A 22,276-nucleotide genomic window follows, 5' to 3' on the forward strand; every position below is an offset into this window, starting at 1 on the left:
CCTTCCAAGGCCGCCGTTCGCCCCATCGTTCCGAAAGCTTCCGTATGACCCCCGAACAGGCCGTCCAGGTACTCGACGCGCTCCTCGACGAGGCGATGTCCGCCATCCGTCCGCCGCTGCGGTACTGGGACGGCTGGCCCCGTTCCACCGAGCAGACCGCAGGCCCGGACAACCACTCCCTGGGCCACGCCGTCGCCACCCGCGACCGGTACGTCATGACCAGGGTCGCTCCGTCCAAGTACGGCGCGCTGCTGGGCGTCACCGAACGCGGCTGGCAGGCCCTGGGGTACCGGATCACCGCCGTCAACCCCCGCCAGCCCGCCATGTTCGCCGCCACGCCCGCCGGGTACGGCGTGTGCGTGCTCATCGGCGCCGCGGGCAACATCACCTTCCAGGCCACCGTCGGCCCCATCCCCGTCATCCGCGACCGAGACCCCTTCGGCCCCTACGTGCCCGAGCCGACCCTGCCCAACGGCAACCTCGACATCATTCCCCGCTACGAGGATCCGTTCTGGTCGCACTGAATGCCCGCACCGGCTGCCCGAAGGTACGGTTGGCCGCTGATCAGCCGTGGCGGGGACTCCAGCGGTCAGTCACTCCATCGACAACCCGGGTCGCGCAGTGCCCAGCCGTCGAGCAGCAGCAGGCCGGGCGCCTCGGCTTCACCCCCATCGGCGAGACCGAGCGCTCCTTCCCCGAGGCCGACACCACCATGCGCCTGGTGACCCTGGAAGTCCTCGCAGCCACCTGGCGCGCCATGCCGGTCCCGCCCGGCCCGGGCTCGGTGGGGGATGGGTGGGACATCGTCCGTCCCACCTCCCGCACGGCCTTATGTGGCGTCCGAGTAGGCGAGGTGGCTGCCGCAGGAGCGGCACCGGAAGAGGTAGGCCGTCGGCTGGCCGGTCCTGGTCAGCGCCCTGAGGTGCTGCTCGGCTTGGAGCGAGGGCCCGGGGTCGTGCCTGAGTTCTTCGCGGAGTGCGGCCAAGGCATCGGGGTGGTCGGCGAGTTCAGCGGCTCCGGCGGTGCCGAGGAACGCCGCGCCGTCCCCGCAGTGGACCAGCCAGCGCTCCTGCTGCCACCCGCTGAATCCCGGTGTGCGCTGGGTGATCGCGACGAGCCGATCCATCGGGACGTCGTCGAGGACGTCGGTGAACAGGGCCTCGAAGCGGTCGGCAGCACTGCCGTCCGCGATGCACCAGGGGCACAGCCGACCGCGGAGGTTCTCCAGCGCGTAGACGGGTCCGGTGTAGACGTAGCCGCGGGCCCGGTTGCAGCAGCTGCACTCCGCGTCGGACCGGACGACGGCGCCGGTGGCCACCGGGTCGGGGTGGTACGGGAACACAGGAAGCGGCTCTGTCACGGGCAGCGACCGTACCACCGCCCGCTGAGTCGTTCGGGAGCGGCGGGCTCGGGGTGGCCACGTAAGATCGTTTTCGGCGCTGCTGCGTCGACGAACGCATGGGGGGCGACGTACATCATGGGGATCTCGGATCGACCTGCCGCCGAGGACGCTGAGGCCGCAGGGACCGCTGGTGGCGCGGGCGTCCCGCCTCGCCGGCCCGGGCGGCGGGCCCTGCTCGCCGGCGGCATCGCGCTCGCGGTGGCCGGCGGCGCGGGGTTGGCGCTGTCCCGGCGGGACGGCGGGCCGTCGCAGGCCGCCCCCGCCGCGGCCGACTCGCCGTCGACCACGCCGCTGCGGGAGTCGCCGACGCCGATGGCCCCCCGGGCGGACTCCGGTGCGCCCGAACCGCTGTGGACGTTCACCTCGGACGCCGACCTGGTGCCCGCCTCGACGCTGGTCGCCAACGGCACGCTCTTCACGCTGAGTTCCCACCTGACCGCGATCGACACCGCGACCGGCTCGGTGAAGTGGGCCGGCAAGGGCGTCAACACGCTGTACACGGCCGCCGGCGCCGGGCTCGTCTTCGTCGGCTCCTTCCAGGGCGCGACCGGCTACGACGCGGCCACCGGCGCGGAGACGTGGCTCAACGTCAACCGTCAGGCCAACGCCGACGACCTCTCCAACGTCTCCGTGCTCCGCGCCGACGACAAGGTGCTGTACGCGGTCGCCCGGGTCAGGCCCGTCGGGGCCACCACGTCGCCGAAGCTCGACCTGCTGGCCTTCTCGATCGACACGCACGAGAAGCTGTGGTCCCTGCCGGTGGAGGTGGGGGCCGGGCCGCAGTACCTCCACCACGCGGTCGCGGACGGCAACCTGTACTACACCGACGGCAGGTGCAACCTGGTCGCCCGCAACGGCCAGGACGGCCGACAGCTGTGGCTGGTCGAGACCGGCGCCACCAGCTCGATCACGCCCGCTGTCGCCGACGGCCGCGCCTACTGCCGCACGGGCAGCAACGGCCTGCGGGCGGTGAACCTGGCCGACGGCAGGCGGCTGTGGGAGATCAGCACCGCCGACGGCGGCACCAAGGCGTTCCCACCGGTGACGGCCGCCGGCGGCACGGTCTACGGCGGCAACGGTACGGCGGCGGCCTGCGCCTGGGACTCCCGCACCGGGCAGCAGCTCTGGACCAGCCCGATGCCCTTCCGGCCGACCATGACCGAGCCCGTGCTCGTCCAGGACACCCTCTTCGTGGCGGGCCTGGCCGGCGACGGCGTGCACGCGGTCGACGTGAGGACGGGCCGACCGCGGTGGACCTTCACCGTGGACGCGATCTCGCCGGCCGCCCAGAACCAGCCGTGGGGCCTGGCCACCGACGGGCAGCGGCTGCTCGCCAAGCTGGGCTCGACGGTCTTCGCCCTGCCGGCGGCCTGACGCCGGTCCGGCGCCGGACCGGGGCCCGCTCGCCGCCTACGTCCGGGGCAGCGGCAACTCGAAGAAGACGACCTTCCCGACCGCCTTGCGGGCCGTACCCCAGCGCTCGGCGAGCTTGGAGACCACGACGAGGCCGCGGCCGCCCTCCTCCAGCTGCCCGCCGGGCTCCATCGACGGCAGGTTGTGGTTGTCGTCGCTGACCTCGACCAGCAGCCTGTCCGTCCGGATCAGCTGCACCTGCACACCGTCCCGCGCCACCCGGATCGCATTGGTCACCAGCTCGGACACCAGCAACTCGGTGGTGTCCATGAGTGCTTCGAGGCCCCAGGCCTCCAACTGCTCCAGGACCAGCCACCGTACGCGCCGCACCACCGCCGTCTCGGGTTCGAGCTGCCAGGTGGCCACGTCGGCCGACGGGATCCCGACGAGGCGCGCCACCAGCAGGGCGATGTCGTCGGTGCGGTCGTCCGGCCGGAAGTGGGCGAGAACGGTGTCACAGACCTGGTCGGGGCTCTGCTGCGGGTCGATCAGGCCGCTGCAGAGCGCGGCCAGACCCTCTCCCAGGCCGCCGTCGCGGAACTCGACCAGTCCGTCCGTGAAGAGCACCAGCATCGACCCGTCCGGGACGTCGACGGCGGCGGTGACGAACGGCACCCCGCCGACGCCGATCGGCGCGCCCGAGGGGATCTCCAGCAGCTCGCCGACGCCATCCGCGTGCACCAGCACCGGTGGGACGTGACCGGCGCTGGCCAGCTCGCAGGTGCGGTTGATCGGGTCGTAGACCGCGTACAGGCAGGTGGCGAGCTGTTCGGGCCCGAGCATGTGGGCCAGGTTGTCCAGGTGGCGCAACAGCTGACCCGGCGGCAGGTCCAGGCCGGCCAGCGCGTGGATCGCGGCGCGCAGCCGCGCCATCGTCTGGGCCGCGTGCAGGCCCTGGCCCATCACGTCGCCGACCACCAGGGCCACCCGGCTGCCGGGCAGCTGGATCGCGTCGAACCAGTCACCCCCGACGCCGCCCCTGCGCTCACCGGGCAGGTAGCGGTGGCCGAGCCGCACGCCGGCCATCGCGTCCGGGAGCGTCGGGAGCATCGACTTCTGCAGCGTGGCCGCCATCCTCAGCTCCGCGCCGTGCAGGCGCGCGATGTCCATCGACAGGGCCGCGCGGACGACCAGGTCCTGCAGGTGGTCCGCGTCGCCGTGCCCGAACGGCCCGCGGCCGGCCAGCCGGACCAGCCTGACCACGCCGAAGACCGTGCCGCGGACGGACAAGGGCAACGCCAGGACGGAACTCCCCACCGCCTCGGACAGGAACGGCGCGCCCGGGGGAAGCGCCGGATCGACGACCGCATCGACGGCCGCCTCGGAGCCGGTCACCGGCACGAGCACCGGGGCGTTCTGCTGCAGCGCCCGGCCCTGCGGGGTGGAACCGGGCGCCGTCAACAGGTCGCCCTCGACGGGCTCGCGGCCCCAGCGGTCGGAGAGGCCCGGCGTACAGGCGAGCGAGACCCGGCGCAGTAGCGTACGGTCACCGGGCCGTTCCGAGGGCAGCGCGGAATCGTCCGTCAGACCGGCGACCAGGTCCACCGAGGCGAAATCGGCCACCCGGCGCACCAGCAGCGCGCACAGCTCGCCGGCGACCGTCCCCAGATCCAGCGAACGCTCCACCCGCTGCCCGAACTCCCTGCTCAGAGCCATCCGTACGGACTCCAACTCGGTGTGCGGTGCCTGGAGCCGCCCTGCCGTCCGCTCCGCGTCGAGCGTCGCCTCCGCGGCCAGCAGCCGGGCCTCCAGCCGCACACAGCGCTCCTCCGCCGCGTGCTTGAGCGACTGCGCACGCGCGAGCTCCGCGCGCAGGGCCTCCAACTCCACCTTGAGGCCCAGCAGTTCGTCCCTGACCCCGCTCGCCCCGTCCGGCTCCCCGTACAACTCCAGCGCACCCACCGCACCCGACGCGTACTGGGCGGTGGCCCAGTCCGACTCCAACTGCCGGTAGCGCTGCTCGGCCTGATGCGCCTGAGCCTCCGTCGCCTCCAGGGCGCGCAACAGGTGCCGCTCGCGCACACTCGCCAGATGCAACTCCCGCTCGGCCGACCCGAGCTTGTCCCGCAACTGCTCCACCTCGTGGCGCGAAGCGTTGCGCACCCGCAACGCCTCCATCCGCAACCGGTGCGCCTCCTCCTGGACCTCGGCCGTCACCGGCTTGCCGCCGAGCTCCCCGACGTGGCGCAACAACTCGTCCACGAAGTCCTTCGGGGCGATCCGCTGACCCCGGAAGTACCGCGAGACGGAGCCCTTGTCACGGCTGCAGCGGGCCGCGTACCTGGTCAGCGTGGTGCCCAGCACGGCGAACAGCCGCCCGATGAACTCGACGAACGCCCGCACCTCCGGCTCCGGCGGCTCGTAAGGCTCCGGAACCTCCCCGCGTCGCTCCAACACCCGCAACCCCTCCGGCCTTCTCCGCCACCGCCGCGTTCCGTTGCCGCCGATCGGCAACACGTTGCCCCTGGCGCAACGCCGCCACCGGACGAAAGCGTAGGCGCCGAGCCCAAGTCCCCGCAGCCGAAGGACAATTGATGATCACCGCCATCGCCCGCCAGCTGGTCGCCTGCCAGCGCACCCTCATCGTCGCCCTGGCCCTCATCCCCCTGATCCTGGCCCTCACCGCCTCCCTCCCCGCCCTCGCCCTCCTCCCCGCCCTCCCCCACGGCACGGCCCGCTCCGCCGCCCTGATCACCCACTTCCGGCGCTGGACGGAAACGGTCCTCACCACGAGCCGCTGACCCGGCCGCACGCCGTAGGCGGCTGCCCCCGCTGGCGCGGGGAGGAGGTGTAGTAGCCGCCCATCGTCGGGACGTTCATCGGCTGACCCCCGCTGGCGCGGGGATGAGTTGATGCCCTGCTCGGTCATCAGCGCCGTGTACGGCTGACCCCCGCTGGCGCGGGGACGAGCCGCCAGCTATGCGAAGGGCGGCTTCGAAGTCTGGCTGACCCCCGCTGGCGCGGGGACGAGATCCTCGCCTCGGACGCCGACGTGCCGAAGGACGGCTGATGCCCGCTGTAGCGGGGACGAGTTCCCCCGCTACAGCGACACCAAGCGCAACGGCGGCTGACCGCTGGCGCGGGGACGAGCATGCTCTCTATGTTGGTCAAGCCACCACCACCGGCTGACCCCCGCTGGCGCGGGGACGAGCCGACGAACGTAAGGCGCGGGTCCATCGGCGACGGCTGACCCCCGCTGGCCCGGGGACGAGTAGTCGAAGATCTGAGCCGCCGTCATGCCGAACGGCTGACCCCCGCTGGCGCGGGGACGAGGTCGGTAGGCTGGCTCATGGCCTGCCTCCTTCCGGCTGACCCCGGCTGGCGCGGGGACGAGCACGACGGCAGTCTCCTCGTGCTGGGGGAGGACGGCTGACCCCCGCTGGCACGGGGACGAGTCGGCGGTGCGGGCCACTCGCTCGACCGCGTCCGGCTGACCCCCGCTGGCACGGGGACGAGCTCGGCATCTTCGGGCCCGTCCTCCTCGGGATCGCTGACCCCCGCTGGCGCGGGGACGAGACCCCCTCCGGCCACGGGCCCGGGACCGGCAACGGCTGACCCCCGCTGGCGCGGGGACGAGGAGCTGGCGATGTACCGGTCACACAGGACGACCGGCTGACCCCCGCTGGCGCGGGGACGAGTTCATCGACATCGCCACCGGCAACCCGGTGTACGGCTGACCCCCGCTGGCGCGGGGACGAGTCCGAGCCCACGCACCGATGCGTGACCTGCTACGGCTGACCCCCGCTGGCGCGGGGACGAGCCCCGCTGGCTCCTCCTGCCGGCGAAGGTCCACGGCTGACCCCTGCTGGCGCGGGGACGAGGCGGCCGCGCTCCGCCAGGCATCGGCCCGGCTCGGCTGACCCCCGCTGGCGCGGGGACGAGCGGGGCACCGGCACGACCGTGGCTGCGGCGGTCGGCTGACCCCCGCTGGCGCGGGGACGAGAGCCTGATCGACGCAACCCGAACGGCTGGCTGCGGCTGACCCCCGCTGGCGCGGGGACGAGGATGTTCGCCGGATCGACAAAGAACATCTCACCGGCTGACCCCCGCTGGCGCGGGGACGAGGAGCTGAGTGAGCTTGTTGACCATCACGCCCCCGGCTGACCCCCGCTGGCGCGGGGACGAGGGGTTACGGATTCTGGTGACCGGCCGGGGTTCCGGCTGACCCCCGCTGGCGCGGGGACGAGCGGACCCGGGCGCGACACTTCCGCGCGCAGGCCGGCTGACCCCCGCTGGCGCGGGGACGAGCCCATGCCGCGGCCAATCCCCGCTGGCACGCGCGGCTGACCCCCGCTGACGCGGGGACGAGAGAATCTGAAACAGCCCAGCGGCCCCGGAAGACGGCTGACCCCCGCTGGCGCGGGGACGAGGCGCCGATGGTCGGCAACGGCCAGCGGTTGCGCGGCTGACCCCCGCTGGCGCGGGGACGAGAAGTTGGGGCAGTTCCGACACAAGATCGAACACGGCTGACCCCCGCTGGCGCGGGGACGAGCCGCTCCCGGCGCTGGTGGCCGCCGCCCAGACCGGCTGACCCCCGCTGGCGCGGGGACGAGGTACCAGGGAGGTGCCGGCGAGGATCGAGTTGCGGCTGACCCCCGCTGGCGCGGGGACGAGCCCAGGCACAGCGCTTCTCGTCTCAGGTGCTGCGGCTGACCCCCGCTGGCGCGGGGACGAGTGCTCGTGCAGCTGGTGACGGACGGCCTGCGCCGGCTGACCCCCGCTGGCGCGGGGACGAGGCCACGGCCGTGATGACCTCGTGGCCGTGCCCCGGCTGACCCCCGCTGGCGCGGGGACGAGGGTGGTGGTGCGGATCATGCGGCGTCCACGAGCGGCTGACCCCCGCTGGCGCGGGGACGAGCCCACGATCCCGGCCGCCGTCCACATCGCGTGCGGCTGACCCCCGCTGGCGCGGGGACGAGGCGCACGGTGGTGGTGATGCTGACGTCGGCGGCGGCTGACCCCCGCTGGCGCGGGGACGAGTTTGATCATGGAATCGGCAGCGTCGGAGGGTGCGGCTGACCCCCGCTGGCGCGGGGACGAGAAGAGCTGCTCCACCTGCCGCTATACCACCGACGGCTGACCCCCGCTGGCGCGGGGACGAGCCGGCCTGCCCGATCCGCTGGACACGCTGGTTCGGCTGACCCCCGCTGGCGCGGGGACGAGGACAGATACCGGGTCGGCACGGACACCCACTACGGCTGACCCCCGCTGGCGCGGGGACGAGGCGCGGTCTGACCTGCCGGAACGTCCAACTGGCGGCTGACCCCCGCTGGCGCGGGGACGAGTGGACCACGCCAGCCTCGTCCACGACCGCCGCCGGCTGACCCCCGCTGGCGCGGGGACGAGCCCGAAACAGGGTGTGGGTCGCCTTCCGACGCCGGCTGACCCCCGCTGGCGCGGGGACGAGCACGTCCGGGCCCTGGCTGCGTACGACGCCGGCGGCTGACCCCCGCTGGCGCGGGGACGAGCGGGTCGGCTCCTCGTCGGCGGCCTTCCGCGCCGGCTGACCCCCGCTGGCGCGGGGACGAGGCTTTCTGACCTGCAACGTAGCGTCGTCCTTTGCTATTTCTTTGCCATGATCGACGGTCGCCGAGGCGCTGGGCTTCGGTGAGTTGTTGTGGTGTCAAAGAGCGTGTAGCCCATCGTGCCATGTCTCCCGATGGTGGCGTGGGCGACAGTACGGGAGTTCCACCGCCTCACGGTTTGGCAGGAGCGGGGCCAAGGGGACAGGGCCCCAGGGATGGGACGAGGGCATCCACGATGGCGCCTCAGGCGTTTGCGGAGCCCCGACGACCCGCCACGATGCCCCAGGCCCAGCCCTGCTGGTTGTCGCGAGGCTAAGTCGCGGTGCCGGGCGTCGAGAGAACGGCCCCCAAACAGAACATCCCGTCGTCGTTAGGCTGCGGCCATGACGATCACGGCTGTGGTGTTCGATGTCGGGGAGTGCTTGGTCGACGAGACTCGGGAGTACGGCACCTGGGCGGACTGGCTGGGTGTGCCGAGGCACACGTTCGTCGCCCAGTTCGGTGCAGTGATCGCGCAGGGACGGGACTATCGGGAGACGTTCCAGGTGTTCCGCCCCGGCTTCGATCTGTACGAGGAGCGGGAGCGCCGCCTTGCCGCCGGTCAGCCGGAGACCTTCGGCGAGGAGGACCTCTACCCGGACGTACGCCCCGCCCTCGCCGACCTCCGCGCGGCCGGTCTCTGGTTGGCTATCGCAGGCAACCAGACAGTGCGCGCCGGCACAATCCTCCGCTCGCTGTTCACCGGTGACGTCGACCTGATCGGCACCTCCGACGACTGGGGCGCTGCCAAGCCGGACCTCGCCTTCTTCGAGCGCGTCGCCGAAGCAGTGCCCGCCGAGCCCGGCCAGATCCTCTACGTCGGAGACCGGCTCGACAACGACGTGCTCCCCGCCGCGAAGGCGGGGATGCGGACGGCGCTGATCCGACGCGGCCCGTGGGGCTGGATCCATCAGCACGACCCGGCCGCCGAGCAGGCGACGGTCCGGATCGACTCGCTGACGGAACTGCCGGAACTGATCGCCGAGTTCAACGCTGCAGCGAACTGAGCGTCGCCGACCAGGAGTAGAGGCGCGGTCCACGTGCTGGATGGCCGCCGATTCCTGCCACGGGGCGAGCGCTCGCCGGGCCTTGCGCACGCGCTCCATGCCAGGGGCGTACCACGTGACGGCCGACTGATCGAGCGCCTGCTCAGCAGCGCGCACGCGGTGCGATCGGCCAGGGCCTGGTGGTCCCAGAACAGGCGCCACATCGACAGCGCGAGCCCGCGCGAGATGCGTGCCAGGCGGCCATGAATGCGCATGGCCTCGCCCAACTGAGCTTCCGAGATCGTCTCGCGGCGGAGGCCCGCTTGCTTCGCCAAATCCACCTGCGGGCTGACCCCCGCTGATGCGAGGACGAGGTACGGGAAGGTCCGCCGAGTGGCGTACAGCGCGCGGCTGACCCCTGCTGGCGCGGGGACGGAGCACGAGGGCGGGATCGGGACCGGTCTCAAGCCTGGCTGATCCCGCTGATGCGGGGATAAGGCGGAGAACGCCGACCGGCCGACCGACACCCCCGGTTGACCCATGCGGGGATGACGCGTTCGACTGGGGTGCGGCCGGACAGCTGCCTGGCTGACCCCCGCTGGCGCGGAGGTGAGACCACGCTGGTCGCCTTGCGGGACGCCTGAGGGCTCCGCACTGCCTCGACGTGGGGACGACGGGGGGTGCGCTCCACCCAGGAACAGCGCACCCAGCCCATCGTCAGCCTCCCCGGCCGCTGCGCCGAGCCGAGCTGGACACGGCCTGATCGCGCCCGGCCCCCGGCCCGTCACTCTCACAACCCAACCAGCGCGACACACTCGACGTGTCCCACAGCCCGACAACCGACCCGCAGAGAGCGCGACGCGACCAGACGCCGCGGCTCATGAGACACCTCCTGCCCGTGGCCGAGCAGGACCCGCGAGACCCGTCCGCGGGCAGGGCGCCGCCGGTGTCAGCCGCCGGCACCCACATCGGCGAAGGACGCCGGACTCAGGCCGAGCGGGCCTCCGAAGGGGGAGTTCAAGGCGTAGATGAGGACGAGCATGAAGGCGATGAGACTGGTGAAGCCCATGGCCAGCACCAGGTGGGTCCCGTTGCGCTCGACCCCGAAGAGGAACATCAGGCCCAGGGTGAGAGCACCACCGGCGAGCAGGCCGAACCACATTACGCCCGACATGCCCCGGCCCCCGGCCACCTCACGACCGTGGCGTGCCTGGTAGGCGTCGGAGATCCGCCCGATCGCCAGCTGGCCGACCAGCTGTTGCTCGTTGGTCGTGGGCTCGAAGGACGTCCACGCGTTCTGCACCTCGTGCAGGAGAGTCCAGCCCCGCGTGCCCAGCGGCTTGTTCTGCTCCATCAGGGGCCACTCCTCGGTCCGGACATAGGTGGCGTAGGCGTCCGCCGCCTGATGGACCTGCTGAGCGGCGGTCGGCGGCAGCCCGTCGGCGAGCAGATACGTCTGGTGCAGGGCCCCCACCTCGGCGCTGATGTTCGTGTAGGCGTCGTCCTTGGCCTCCCACACCCAGACCAGCGCGACGCCCAGCACCAAGGCGTACAAGACGCCGACCATCATCGTCAGGTACTCGGCAGTGTTGTCGCGCGCTTCTGCGGCCGGCGCCGACCGCCTGGCCCTGCGGGCGTTGAGCAGGACGGCGCCCCCGGCGATGACGACGAATCCGGCGACGATGGCGAGCACTCCGATTACGTGTCCCACGGGCCCCTCGCCCTTCGGTCGGTCGGGCGGCGCCTACCGCGACGCCACGCGATGGCCGCGGCGGCGATCGCGGGAACGAACAGGAACAGGAAGAACAGGACGATGGCGCTGCGCGGCAGCGAGGCGATGCCGTGGTCGAAGGGGCCGGAGCGCAGGAGGGGTTTCGGCCCCTGCCCCCCGCCTGGCGTTCCCGGGGAGGCGGAGGGCTTCGGCGACGCGGTACCGGACGCGCTCGGCGAGGCACTAGGCGAGGCGCTCGGCGAGCTCTTCACCGGGTTTCGCCCGTTCCCGACCGCCCCGGTGCCGGATGACCCCGCTCCAGGCACTCTGGCTGCACCCGCGGATCCCCCGCCAGCGGATCCCCCGGCGGCGGGAACCCCGGCGGCGGGAACTCCGGCGGACGGCGCACCGGCCGCCAGGGCACCGGCACCGGCGCCGGTTCCCGAAGCACCGGCTGCGGGTGCCCCGGCGGCAGCGGCACCAGCAGCAGCACCACCTCCGACCCCCGGAGCACCAGCCGCAGATCCGCCGGTGGCAGGCGCGCCACCACCCCCGGGTCCACCGGCGGCAACCGCACCACCGGCGCCGGCACCGGCAGCTCCGGATCCCGAAGCACCGGCTGCAGGTCCGCCGGCAGCAGGGACACCGGCACCCGCCCCCGGAGCACCGGCTACGGGAGCACCGACAGCTCCGGCACCGCCAACAGCCGCGCCCCCACCCGCAGGAGCACCGGGTACCCTCGCGCCGCCTGCGGGAGCGTCAGGCCCAGGAGCGCCGGGCGCAGCCCCCGGCACAGGAACGCCAGGCCCAAGCACCCCAGGCCCGGGAGCACCGGCCCCAGGCGCCTCAGATCCAGGCACCCCTGGCGCAGGAGAGCCGGGCCCGGGAGCACCTGGTGCAGGAGAGCCGGGCCCGGGAGCACCTGGCGCAGGAGAGCCGGGCCCGGGACCACCAGGTGTCGGACCACCAGGCCCGGGGACACTGACTCCGCACGCAGGTGCTCCGGAAGCTGCCGAAGGGGACGATCCGCCCGTCCCCGGCCCGTCGGAGAGCACGGCGACCGACCCGACCGAAGGCAGACCCGCGGCCGAGCCGGCCAGCACCAGGCCGGCGGCAGCCGCAGAGAGGGACAGTTTCCAGCCGGGCATATGATCTAGTTACCGCCAGGAGGGCGGCCTGCGTGCCGCCGACACGCCTTCCCTCAGGCATTGAGCCGCGCCGGTCACACCAACAGGGGTAACGGCAGCGAGACCGCTGTGAGGCCTACGACTCGGGAGGCTGCGCACCGTCGGGACCGGCGTCGGCGGTGCCGGCGGCGATCTGCCGGGCGCTGTTCGGCGATGCTGCCGTAGTGGTCGGTGACCTCGATGCCCACGGCCGGTGGGGTCTGCCCGGCGGGCGGGAAGCCCGCAGACGCCGACGAGGGCGGCGGACGGGTGGCGGTCGGAGCAAACCTTGCGCACGGATCGACCGGCTGCGCATCGTCAACGGACCGGACGAGAACCGCGAGCTCGGCGCGGCTCATCCGGACTACGTGCGGTACGGGCTGGGCCGTTGAGGGCGTCAGCGTCAGTCCCGGTCCAGGCCGGAGAGGACTTCGGCGATCAGGCGGGTGGCGAAGCTGTTGTCGTCGTTGCCGGAGATCCGGTTGATGTGTTCCGCGAGCAGGACGGCCGTGGCTTCCAGGGGGTTCATCTCGGCGTCGGTCCAGGGGCCGTACTGGGCGCGCCAGAGGTTGGGGCTCAGGCCGGTGCCTGCGGCGACGAGCAGGGCGGCCATGGTGGGGACGACTTCGGGGCGGAAGGTCCTGGGCATCATGCGCATGGTGCCCACCAGGGCGGGCACCACGTACTCGACGACGTCCTCGTCGTGGTGTTCGAGCGTCCCCCGCAGCCAGTTCATGTACATGTAGATGAGGGTGCAGGTGCCGTCCAGGAGCGACTTGAGCCCTGTGGGGCCCATGGACGCGGCGAACTGGTTGACCATCCGCTGGTGTTCGGGGTCCGTCCCGTTCTTGCCGTCGTACACGGCCTTGAGCCGCGAGTCGACCACCATGAGTGCGGCGCTCACATCGCCGGCGGGAGCGTGTTGCGGGTCGCAGGACGATGACATGGGGCTCCTTCTCGTACGGATACGGCACGTAGCGCTGCGTGTTCGCAGGGTAGACCTCTGATCGGCCCGGGATTCGGGGAAATCCGATGGAGGGGCCTTTGGTGATCACGTGCGGAAGGATGTGGGCCTTTTCAGGACTCTGATTGCTCATTCGTGACGGTAGATTGCCCCGAGGCCAGTCGGCCACCGCCACACCGCTGCGGGGGCTGCGCGGACGGCGGCACCCGGACAAGGAGGCAACGGCGTTGGCTACGAGGACAGTTGCGATCTTCTCCCTGGGCGGCACGATCGCCATGACCACCGATCCGGCCACCGGCGGGGTCGTGCCCGCGCTCTCCGCCCACGACCTCCTCGCCGCCGTCCCGGCGCTGCAGGAGCTCGACGTCGAGCTGCGCGTCCACGACTTCCGGCGCCTGCCCGGGGCGTCTCTCGCCTTCGGTGACCTCCGCGCGCTCTCGGAGGCCGTCGCCGACGCCTTCCGGAGCGGCTGTGACGGGGTGGTGGTCACCCAGGGCACGGACACCATCGAGGAGACCGCCTACCTGCTGGACCTCTGGCACCCCGGCGAGCAGCCGATCGTCGTCACCGGGGCGATGCGCAACCCCACCCTGCCCGGTGCGGACGGCCCGGCGAACATCCATGCGGCCGTCATCGCCGCCGCGGCGGCGGAGCTGCGGGGCGCCGGGGCGGTGGTCGTCCTCGGCGACGAGATCCACGCCGCCCGCACCGTCCGCAAGTCCCACAGCACCAGCCCGGCCGCGTTCACCTCCCCGGCGACCGGGCCGCTCGGGCGCCTCTACGAGGGGCGGGTCCACCTCCACGGCCCGCTCGCCCCGCGGACGACCTTCCCGCGGCCGGCGACCGGGCCGGCCGCCGGCTCGACGGTCGGCGACGCCGTACGCATCGGCCTGTACGGCGCGACGCTCGGCGACGACGGCGCCCTGCTGGCCGCGATGGCCGAGGCCTGCGACGGGCTCGTCATCGCCGCGTTCGGCGTCGGCCACGTGCCCGAGGCCTACGTGGGCATCCTGGAGCGGGCCGCGGCGCGGATCCCCGTCGTCCTCGCCAGCCGGATCGGCAACGGGCCCGTCTTGGAGGGGACGTACGGTTTCCCCGGCTCGGAGAAGGACCTGCTGGCGCGCGGACTGATCCGGGGCGGTCACCTCGACGCCTACAAGGCCCGCCTGCTCCTGCACGTCCTGGTGGAGCAGGGGCGGAAGACCGACGAGATCGCCGCCGCCTTCGCCGCCGCGGCCCACTGACACCCTTCGCCGCCGCGGCCCACTGACACCCTTCACCGGGACGGGGCCTCACCCCCGCCCCGGTGAAGGGTGTCAGTCACCCCGTCACGCCGGCGGCGTCCCCTTCGGCCAGACGCAGGGCGAGCCCACCCGCAGCGTGAGGTCGTGACTGGTCTCGGCGACCCCGTCCAGGGTGGCGAGGAACTGGTCCTTCGGGTTCCTCAGCTTGATCCAGTCGTTGTGGAAGTTGGGCGGGTCCTGGACCGGCTGGAAGCCCTGCCCGGTCAGGAACGTGCGGTAGGCCGTCACCGCCTCCGCCTTGGCCGCGGCCGGCACGTCACCGAAGTCGTACCCCCGACCGGTCTGCGTCCTGCCGTGCGGGCCGACGTCGTTGGCCTCGCACTCCAGGTCGCTGAAGTCGCCCAGGCTGTTCTTCGGCTTGACGGGCAGTGCGGCCAGTACGGCGGCGAGGTAGTCGTCGACCTGCTTCCTGGCCTGTTCCAGCGTGATCGTGGGCTTGGACCGCTCGTTCACCGTGCTCGCGCCGCAGGCGTTCAGGGCCAGCACGGCGACCGCCAGTACGGCCCCGGCGGTGACCCGCTTCCTCAGGCGAACGGACCCTCCGGCCTTGGCACTCACGAGACCTGCTTTCCGGCGATGATCTGCCCCATGGAGGTCAGGGTGGGCGACCCGTCGTTCCAGTAGTCGGAGTGTCCGGCCTCCGGGTCGGTGGGCAGGACGTGCGCGCCGAACTGGGGGACGGTGGTCTGCCGGCCGTGGATCAGGTGGTGGTCGCCGTCGCCCATGCCCCACGAGGTGGAGACGTTGTCGACGATGTTGTCCCACATCCCGCCCGGGTCGACGGCGGCGGCCCAGCCGATCGCGTCGGCGGGGCTCTGCGCCGCGTACACGTGGGACGGGTCGATGCGCAGCTCCTTGGCGTTCTCGACGCCGCAGCCGGGGCTGGCGATGAGGACGGCGTTGTCGACCGGGAGGCCCTTGTCCCGCATGGCGTATCCCACGGTCGTGGTGCCGTAGCTGTGGGCGAGGACGGTGTTGTTGGCGATCTTCCCGTCGTGCGTGGCGTGCAGCCCGAGCTCGAAGTTGCGCAGCTTGTCCTCCGCGTTCTTCGCGTACGTGTCGTCCGCGGCCTCGGGGACGATGTTCTGCGGCGCGTCGTAACCGACCCAGGTGATCGACGAGTTGGTGCTCTTGTCGCCGGCCTTGCGGTTGGCCTCGTCGGCCGACTGGACCATCAGGTCGGAGCGGTTGATGTCGCTGCCGATGCTGCCGAGCCGCGCGCCGGTCCCGGGCACGTACGTGGAGACGTTGTCGGCGGTGTCGGGGTTGTTGACCGCGATGATCGCATGGCCCTTGCCGTTGGTGTCGAAGCCGAGCAGGAAGGTGGGCGGGTGCGAGGCGTCGACCGGCTTGTTCAGCCGGTCCTCGATGGCCGTCACACCGTGCATCTTGTCCTGGAGGTCGTCGCGGGTGGACTTCCACTTGGTGTACTCGGGGTTCTCGATGCGGTCCTTGCCGAACCCGATGAAGTGCGACGGCTCCGGGCCGAGGCCGTCGAGCTGACGCTGGAGGTCCTGCTTGCCGCGCTGCAGGTTGATCCGGTTGGCCTGGTCGCGGGCGGCGGCGGGGACGCCGTCGAGGTTGCCGACCTGGTCGGGGTGGTTGAGGATCATCCGGTGCTGCTGCTCGTCGGTCAGGCTGTTCCACCAGGCCTTGACGTTGTTCGGGTCGGTGCCGGCGGCCGGCACCTCCTCCAGCTTCTTCGCCGCGTCCGTGTCGGCCTTGACCGTGGCGGCGTCGAGCCCGGTGCCGTTGCTCGCGTTGGTGGCGAGGTGGGCGAGCCGGGCGTTGATGGTCTGGTCGGCGTGGTCGGCCTCGGTGAGCGCGGCGGTGATGCGCCGACTGATCTCCTGGGCCTGTGCCTCGGCGTCCTTGCCCGCGAAGTTCGCCGAGGCGGGGTCGTTGTCCCAGGTGATCCGCCCGTCGGGGGCGACGTTCAGCTTCTTCGCCTTCGCGTCGTCCAGGGCGTTGACCAGGTGCGCCTGCGCCGCCGCGAAGCCCTCGGAGGCGTCCCGCAGGGCGGTGCTGACTAGCCCGAGCTCCTGCTTGGCGGCCTGGAGCTCGTTCTCCAGCAGCTGGATCCGCGCCTTGGCGTGATCGGAGGCGGTGCCCGTCCACTGCGAGTTGTTCAGCCGCTTGACGACCTCCAGCTGCCACGACTCGACGTGCTGGCCGAAGGCGGTGGAGAGGGTGTCGAAGGCGGTCTTCGCACTGGTGAGGTAGATGAAGTCGGCGTCGTAGAGGGTCTTGATGTCCATCGCTTACTGGGCCGCCTTCGCGCTGGTGCCGGCGGGCTTCACGGGGCCCGGGACGAAGGTCGTGTTGAACGGGTCGGGCTCGCTCGGGGTCGGCGCGGACGGGTTCTTCATGCTCCCGTGGATGTCCTGCTCGACCTGACGGTAGTAGGCGGCCGAGGAGGCCAGCTTGGTGCCGACGTCCCCCATGTCCCCGCCGAGCTTGTCCAGCAGCGTCTTCCAGTTCGTCCCGCAGTTCTGGATGGCGGTCGCCGTGAGCCAGCCCTTCAGCCCGCCGGCAGCCTGGTTGCACGGCTCGGTGATCTTCCCGGTCTCGCCCGGTATGAGCCCTCCGATGTGCTGGGCGCTCTGCCCGCAGCCATCCAACTCGGCCGGGTTGACCTTGAACGCCAAGGCCATGTCCGGATCGGCCATCTCTTTCCCCCGTTGTTCCGTGTTCCGTCCGGCCCCGGGCGTCGCCGCCCGTGGCCGTGTTCCATCGACAAGATCGTTGAGGGGGGATGGTAGCCGGTCGCATTTCGGCCGGGATAGTCGGGTTCGGGCACGCCTGCGGAGTTCATGCGGAATCGATCCCACGGGCGGTACGGCGCACGACAGTTGGGGTGGGGGCGGTCGGTCGCCCCGGCGGTGACCGGCGACGCCGCAGGCGTCCGACGATGCGGGCCGACATCGATCACGGCTGCCCCCGCGGGTGCGGGGACAGGTCGAGCGGCACACCACCCTCGGTCGGTCGGAGCGACCCGTATTCCGATTGTGAACTTCCCTGGCGCATAGCTCATTTGAGTGAAGGTTCGTTCACCGATGGACCGAGCGGCGGCGGAGCGCCGTAGCCTCGGTGGCGGCCCGTCGCCACCGAGGCTACGGCGCTCCCATCCGTCGACTCGGAAGGTCAAGGTCATCGACGACATGACGCATTCATCGGGCGGGAACGACGCGACCACCGGCGGGCCGTCCCGCCGCAGGCTGCTCAGGATCGGCGTCGGCGTCGCGGCGGGGCTCGGGGCCGGGGCGGGAGTCCTCGGTTCCGGCGCCCGGGCGGCGTTCGCCGGCGGCCCGAACGACCCGGCCGGTCCGACGATCGCGACCAAGCTGAAGAACCTCAGCGGTCCCGGCGAGACCGGGTCGCTCGGCGCGCCGTGGACCGACCTCGGCATCCCCGTACGGTGTCCGGACGGCACCATGCTCTTCGTCTGCGGCGACACCTTCGACGGCGACCGGGTCGGCGACGGCAACTGGTACGCCCCGGTGGGCCTGCGCTCCGGCAGCGCGGACCTGGACAACCTGCGGATCGACGGCGTCGTGGGTGGGGGCCACGCCAGGAGCCTCGTCGACGAGCCGCACACCCCGGTCGGCGACGACAAGGCCACGACGGCGATCCCCTCCGACGTGTTCGTGGTCGACGGCGTGATGTACATGCACCTCATGCGCGGCGTCATCTTCGACACCCACCACACCGACTTCTGGCGCTCCACCGACAACGGTGAGACCTGGGAGTACCTGTGCCAGTGGCCCGGCGACCTGTACGGCGGCCAGTTCCAGCAGAAGACGTACGCCGTCGCCGACGACGGCTACTGCTACGTCCTGTCCACGGTCTTCAACCGCGACGTGGAGTCGGGGATGCTGCTGCACCGGGTGCGGAAGGAGAGCCTCGGCAACCCGGACGCCTACGAGCCCTGGGGCTACGACGGCGGCTGGCGGTGGAACGCGCCCGCCCCGACGACGGTCTTCGGCACCCGCAGGTGGGGCGAGATGTGCTTCCGCGCCATGGACGGCAAGTACGTCCTCACCTGGCTGAACATGAACCCGCTGTCGATCAGGGCGATGGTCTTCCCGCTCCCGACCTCGGACCTGACCACCACTCTGGAACAGGCCATGATCCTGCCCTGCGACCCGGGCCAGGAGATCGGCAACCTCGTCGCCGCCCCGTACGGCGGCTTCGTCATCCCGGGTTCGACGTTCGGCAACTTCCACATCGTCGTCAGCCAGTGGTACGACCCGACGAACTACCGGATCATGCAGTACCGGATCAACATGCTCTCCTGACCCTGCGTGCCGCACTCCGCCGGCGTGACCCGTCGGCTGGTTCAGCTGCGGGCGGTCGAGGAGGCCACCCCGTACGCCCGGGCCGCGGACTCGGCGAAGCGCTGCTCCTGCATGGCCGTCACCTTGCGGACCACCAGGACGGCGAAGACCGCCGCGGCCAGTTTGAGCAGGTCGGAGGCGACCAGCCACAGGACGGACTGCTGGTAGGTGTCCGCGTACTCCGCCTTCGCGTTGTACTGGGCACCGATCCGGCCGAGCACGGCGGCCGCGAGGAAGGTGCCCCACCAGAGGTTGAGCAGCGTCTGGGGGAGCGGCGGGCGCACCCCGAGCTCATCCGGGCGAGCGCCCGCCTGCCAGATGTCGCCGGCGATCTGGCGGGGGAACCAGAGCGCGACCACGGGCGTGAACCATCCGCCGATCGCCCAACCCCGCTTGTACCGGTGCCCGTGCGGGTGGAGCACTTCGGCGTTCACCCGCACCAGGTAGAACCAGGTGATGAACGCAGCCGCCGTGGCCACCATGACCAGCGTGTTGATCAGGCTCGCGTTGGAGCGGAGCTGGTCCACGTCGCCGATCGCGGCGGAACCGGCCAGTTCGGCGTTGGTGAGGAGGTCGCCGGCGACCTCGTACATGCGGAAGTCGGCGACGAGTGAGAACAGCGTCGCGGCACCGCTTGCGGCGAGCAGGGCCGTGGCGGCGATCGAGGCGACTCGCGGCGAGCTGTAGGCGGCGGGGGAAGACATCGGCGAAGGGCTCCAGGTCCGGACCGGATTGACGAAGCGCCACCCTAGGGGTGGAACACTCGTTCGCACCAGGCCATTTCGCGGATCGATCTCCCCGTGTGCCCGGCTACCGCCGCGTGTCGACCTGGACGACCGCGTGGCGCCCGTTGGTGCGCCACGGGGTGCCGGTGGCGTCGAGCCGGGCGACGGTGGCGGCGTCGACGCCGACGATCACCTCCGACTTCAGCGTCCGCAGGGCGGCGACGGCCGACGGGAAGTACCCCGTCGTGTCGGCGAACGGCGTGGTGGGCGGCCGGAGCCGGTCGCCGACGAGGCGGCGGTAGTTGAGGTCCCCCTTGAAGACCGTCAGCGCCGCGTCCGCGAACTCGGCCCGGAGGTCGGCGGGCAGGTCGTGGAACGGCAGCGGCGCGCAGAAGAACGGGTGCGTACGGACGGCGAGCGCGCCGCTGCCCATTGCCTGCCACAGCCGTTGGCCGACCGCCGCGGCAGCCTGCGGGGGAGGCGTGGGCGACGCGGGCGACGCGGGCGACGCGGGCGACGCGGGCCGCGCGGCCTGCGCGTTGCGAAGGCGGTCGAGGGCGGCGAGGACGTCGGTCATCGTCGCGTCCGACACGTAGTACGGCTGCGGCTTGACGTACAGGACGACCTGCGCCGCCAGGCCGTGGGTCAGGAGGTGGTCGATCAGCACGAGGTCGGGCAGCAGCTCCCGCCCCGCGTTGTCCGCGACGACGCAGACCCGCCCCTCGCCCCCGGCCCGCTCCAGCGTGGCCCACAGCAGCGCGCTGTCGTCGGCGACCAGGTCGGAGACGGCCGGCCCACCGGGCTCCGCGGTGATCCGGAAGCTGAGGTCCGCCCGGTTGCCCCACAGCGCGGAGGACAGCAGCACCTCCGCCCGCCGGGCTTGCGGCAGCCCGTCGATCCCGTCCAGCGCGGCCAGCTCGTCGTCGACGGCCGACCCGGCCAACTCGGCGGCCTTGAAGGGCGCGAACGGGTCGACGCCCTGCCACGCGCCGGGCCGGAAGTACCCGGTGGCGTCCAGCAGCCGGCGGTAGAAGTAGCTCTCCGCCCACAGGAACGGCGCCTCGCCCCACGGCCGGCCCCACAGGCCCTCACCCCACCGCGCCCACCGGGCGGCGTCCGCGGCGTCCGGCCCGTCCACGACGGCGTCCGCGGCGTCCGTGGAGTCTGCGAGGCGGGGGCGCAGCGGTTCCAGGACGCCGGTGGTGCTCTCCACGAGCAGCCGCTCGACCGCCGCCCGCTCGGCGGGCCCGTACGGAAGGGCGTCGAGGACCTGCCGCACGAGCGCGGGGTGGCGCTCGTGGAAGACGCCCCAGGCGAAGGACCCGGGGACGTCACTGCGGATCACGGGCGCTTCGGCCATGAAAGGCTCCGTCTCTCTCACCATCATCATCGTCGGTCGGCCAGTCGGTCGGGCGGCCAGTCGGTCAGGCAGGCAGTCGGTCAGGCGGGCGACCAGGGGTCCGTACAGCCGTGATCACTGCGGCCGCAGCCCGGCGAACACCACCTCGAAGACCCGTTCCCGCCCCGCCGGGTCGCCCGCGAGCTGTTCGACCGCCGTACCGACGCCGACGAGCAGCGCGATCAGCTCCGGCAGCCCCACCTCGGAGCGTACGGCCCCGACCCGCTGCGCCCCGGCCAGCAGCTCGGCCAGCTGCGCGCGCATCACCGTGCTCGACTCCCGCAGGGAGGCGTGCACGTCCACCCCGGCATCGGCGAGGGCGCGGGTGAACTCCTGCTTGCCCGCGGACTGTTCGACCACCAGCCGGAAGCCGGCGAAGAAGGCGTCGGCGGGTTCGGCCTCGGCGGCCAGCTGCGCGGTGCGGGCGGTGATCGTTTCCAGCCTGCGGACCACGACGGCTTCCAGCAGCGCCTCCTTGGTGGGGAAGTGCCGGAAGAGGGTGCCCACGCCGACCCCGGCGGCGCGGGCGATCTCCTCGGTGGGCACACCGACCCCGCGGGTGGTGAACACCCGGGTGGCCGCGTCGAGCACCTTGGCCCGGTTGCGGGCCGCGTCCGCGCGCAGCGGGCGTTGCGACGTGTCGCTCATCAGACTTCTCTCCCTCCTGCGCCGCACCGGTCCCCGATTCCACCCTGGACAACCGGAGTGGCCAGTCCGTATCGTTCTAAGCGGAGTCGCTGGTCCGATTCTAGCGACGCGATCCCGGGGGTTGATCATGTCCGAAACGCTGTCTCCGCGCGAGGTCTTCCTCAAGCTGCTGGAAGGCATCACCACCGGCCGGTTCACCGAACTGGCCCAGCTCTACGCCGAGGACGCCGTGGTCGAGACCGTCTTCCAGCCGGTCGGGCCACGCCGCTTCGAAGGGCGGGCCGTACTCGCCGAACGCTTCCACGAGGTCGGTGTGCAGACGCCGCTGGAACTGCGGGCGTCGAACGTGGTCGTCCGGGAGACCGACGACCCCGAGGTCGTCGTCGCCGAGTTCGACTACCACGTGCTCCACCGGACCACCGGGCGCAGCTTCGAGTCCGCGAACGTCCAGATCCTCCGGGTCCGCGACGGCCTGATCGTGCACAGCCGCGACTACCACGACCACCTGGCCCTCGCCGTCGCCGGCGGCAACCTGCCCCAACTCGTGGCGGCGCTGGAAGACAAGTGACACCGGCACGGAGGCGGCTGGCGCAGGCCGGAACCCCGCCGGCCGGCCCGACCCCGTGGTGCGCGACTTCCTGGAACGCAACGCCGTAC

The 22,276-nt window shown here is 72.1% G+C and carries 18 protein-coding genes and 1 CRISPR repeat array; of the genes, 8 read left to right on the forward strand and 10 right to left on the reverse strand.

All coding sequences use genetic code 11. The features are described from left to right. Positions 1-44: 44 nt before the first annotated feature. Positions 45-524: a hypothetical protein gene (locus BX285_RS33160; RefSeq protein ID WP_097240569.1), complete on the forward strand. Its 480-nt coding sequence runs from the start codon at positions 45-47 to the stop codon at positions 522-524. Positions 525-829: 305 nt separating this feature from the next. Here the strand turns inward: BX285_RS33160 and BX285_RS33165 are convergent, their stop codons facing one another. Beyond that, complete coding sequence (locus BX285_RS33165) at positions 830-1,360, reverse strand: CbrC family protein (protein WP_121179563.1); 531 nt, start codon at positions 1,358-1,360, stop codon at positions 830-832. A 117-nt stretch (positions 1,361-1,477) separates the two neighbouring features. Between BX285_RS33165 and BX285_RS33170 the strand changes: the two genes are divergently transcribed. Beyond that, the gene (locus tag BX285_RS33170) at positions 1,478-2,776 is read left to right on the forward strand and encodes a PQQ-binding-like beta-propeller repeat protein (RefSeq protein WP_121179319.1); all 1,299 of its coding nucleotides are present in this window, start codon (positions 1,478-1,480) and stop codon (positions 2,774-2,776) included. A 36-nt stretch (positions 2,777-2,812) separates the two neighbouring features. Here the strand turns inward: BX285_RS33170 and BX285_RS33175 are convergent, their stop codons facing one another. Beyond that, a complete protein-coding gene (locus tag BX285_RS33175) occupies positions 2,813-5,212 on the reverse strand; it encodes an ATP-binding SpoIIE family protein phosphatase (RefSeq protein WP_259470946.1) in 2,400 nt (799 codons plus the stop codon). 137 nt (positions 5,213-5,349) lie between these two features. On the opposite strand from BX285_RS33175, the gene BX285_RS33180 reads away from it, so the two are divergent. Next, complete coding sequence (locus tag BX285_RS33180; protein WP_121179320.1) at positions 5,350-5,556, forward strand: hypothetical protein; 207 nt, start codon at positions 5,350-5,352, stop codon at positions 5,554-5,556. A 19-nt stretch (positions 5,557-5,575) separates the two neighbouring features. Beyond that, positions 5,576-8,344: direct repeats of the CRISPR family, unit length 24 nt; unit sequence GGCTGACCCCCGCTGGCGCGGGGA. Positions 8,345-8,723: 379 nt separating this feature from the next. Next, the gene (locus BX285_RS33185) at positions 8,724-9,386 is read left to right on the forward strand and encodes an HAD family hydrolase (protein WP_121179321.1); all 663 of its coding nucleotides are present in this window, start codon (positions 8,724-8,726) and stop codon (positions 9,384-9,386) included. Between the two features lie 928 nt (positions 9,387-10,314). Here the strand turns inward: BX285_RS33185 and BX285_RS33195 are convergent. Then, positions 10,315-11,076 (reverse strand): DUF4239 domain-containing protein, encoded by a 762-nt coding sequence (locus BX285_RS33195; RefSeq protein WP_143685894.1) that lies wholly within the window; start codon positions 11,074-11,076, stop codon positions 10,315-10,317. A 307-nt stretch (positions 11,077-11,383) separates the two neighbouring features. Between BX285_RS33195 and BX285_RS39365 the strand changes: the two genes are divergently transcribed. Beyond that, entirely contained in the window at positions 11,384-12,061 is a 678-nt protein-coding gene (locus BX285_RS39365) for a hypothetical protein (RefSeq protein ID WP_147465276.1), read from the forward strand. A gap of 584 nt (positions 12,062-12,645) precedes the next feature. On the opposite strand, the gene BX285_RS33220 is transcribed toward BX285_RS39365, so the two are convergent. Further along, the gene (locus tag BX285_RS33220) at positions 12,646-13,188 is read right to left on the reverse strand and encodes a hypothetical protein (RefSeq protein ID WP_121179327.1); all 543 of its coding nucleotides are present in this window, start codon (positions 13,186-13,188) and stop codon (positions 12,646-12,648) included. A gap of 245 nt (positions 13,189-13,433) precedes the next feature. On the opposite strand from BX285_RS33220, the gene BX285_RS33225 reads away from it, so the two are divergent. Next, positions 13,434-14,450, forward strand: coding sequence for an asparaginase (locus tag BX285_RS33225; RefSeq protein ID WP_259470947.1), 1,017 nt, complete (start codon positions 13,434-13,436; stop codon positions 14,448-14,450). Positions 14,451-14,534: 84 nt separating this feature from the next. On the opposite strand, the gene BX285_RS33230 is transcribed toward BX285_RS33225, so the two are convergent. Genes BX285_RS33230 through BX285_RS33240 form a run of 3 tightly spaced genes read right to left on the reverse strand, consistent with a single transcriptional unit; the run spans position 14,535 to position 17,179 of the window. Next, the gene (locus tag BX285_RS33230) at positions 14,535-15,068 is read right to left on the reverse strand and encodes a hypothetical protein (protein WP_121179329.1); all 534 of its coding nucleotides are present in this window, start codon (positions 15,066-15,068) and stop codon (positions 14,535-14,537) included. Beyond that, positions 15,065-16,768, reverse strand: a complete 1,704-nt coding sequence (locus BX285_RS33235; protein ID WP_097240557.1) for an alpha/beta hydrolase — start codon at positions 16,766-16,768, stop codon at positions 15,065-15,067. Before BX285_RS33235 ends, BX285_RS33230 begins: the two co-directional genes overlap by 4 nt. Positions 16,769-16,771: 3 nt before the next feature. After that, a complete protein-coding gene (locus BX285_RS33240) occupies positions 16,772-17,179 on the reverse strand; it encodes a hypothetical protein (protein WP_121179330.1) in 408 nt (135 codons plus the stop codon). A 492-nt stretch (positions 17,180-17,671) separates the two neighbouring features. Here BX285_RS33240 and BX285_RS33245 point away from each other — a divergent pair, with 492 nt between their 5' ends. After that, positions 17,672-18,808 carry a DUF4185 domain-containing protein gene (locus tag BX285_RS33245; protein ID WP_121179331.1) on the forward strand — a complete coding sequence of 379 codons (1,137 nt, stop codon included), beginning with the start codon at positions 17,672-17,674 and terminating at the stop codon, positions 18,806-18,808. 41 nt (positions 18,809-18,849) lie between these two features. Here BX285_RS33245 and BX285_RS33250 read toward each other — a convergent pair whose 3' ends face one another. The 3 genes from BX285_RS33250 to BX285_RS33260 form a co-directional block, all read right to left on the reverse strand. After that, positions 18,850-19,551, reverse strand: a complete 702-nt coding sequence (locus BX285_RS33250) for a DUF4328 domain-containing protein (protein ID WP_121179332.1) — start codon at positions 19,549-19,551, stop codon at positions 18,850-18,852. A 106-nt stretch (positions 19,552-19,657) separates the two neighbouring features. Then, positions 19,658-20,932, reverse strand: coding sequence for a damage-control phosphatase ARMT1 family protein (locus BX285_RS33255; RefSeq protein ID WP_220784011.1), 1,275 nt, complete (start codon positions 20,930-20,932; stop codon positions 19,658-19,660). Between the two features lie 114 nt (positions 20,933-21,046). Then, positions 21,047-21,619 carry a TetR/AcrR family transcriptional regulator gene (locus tag BX285_RS33260; RefSeq protein WP_183107318.1) on the reverse strand — a complete coding sequence of 191 codons (573 nt, stop codon included), beginning with the start codon at positions 21,617-21,619 and terminating at the stop codon, positions 21,047-21,049. Between the two features lie 127 nt (positions 21,620-21,746). Here BX285_RS33260 and BX285_RS33265 point away from each other — a divergent pair, with 127 nt between their 5' ends. Next, the gene (locus tag BX285_RS33265) at positions 21,747-22,187 is read left to right on the forward strand and encodes a nuclear transport factor 2 family protein (RefSeq protein WP_121179335.1); all 441 of its coding nucleotides are present in this window, start codon (positions 21,747-21,749) and stop codon (positions 22,185-22,187) included. The last annotated feature ends 89 nt before the right edge of the window (positions 22,188-22,276 follow it).

This window comes from Streptomyces sp. 1114.5, from assembly GCF_003635085.1.
GTDB lineage: Bacteria > Actinomycetota > Actinomycetes > Streptomycetales > Streptomycetaceae > Kitasatospora.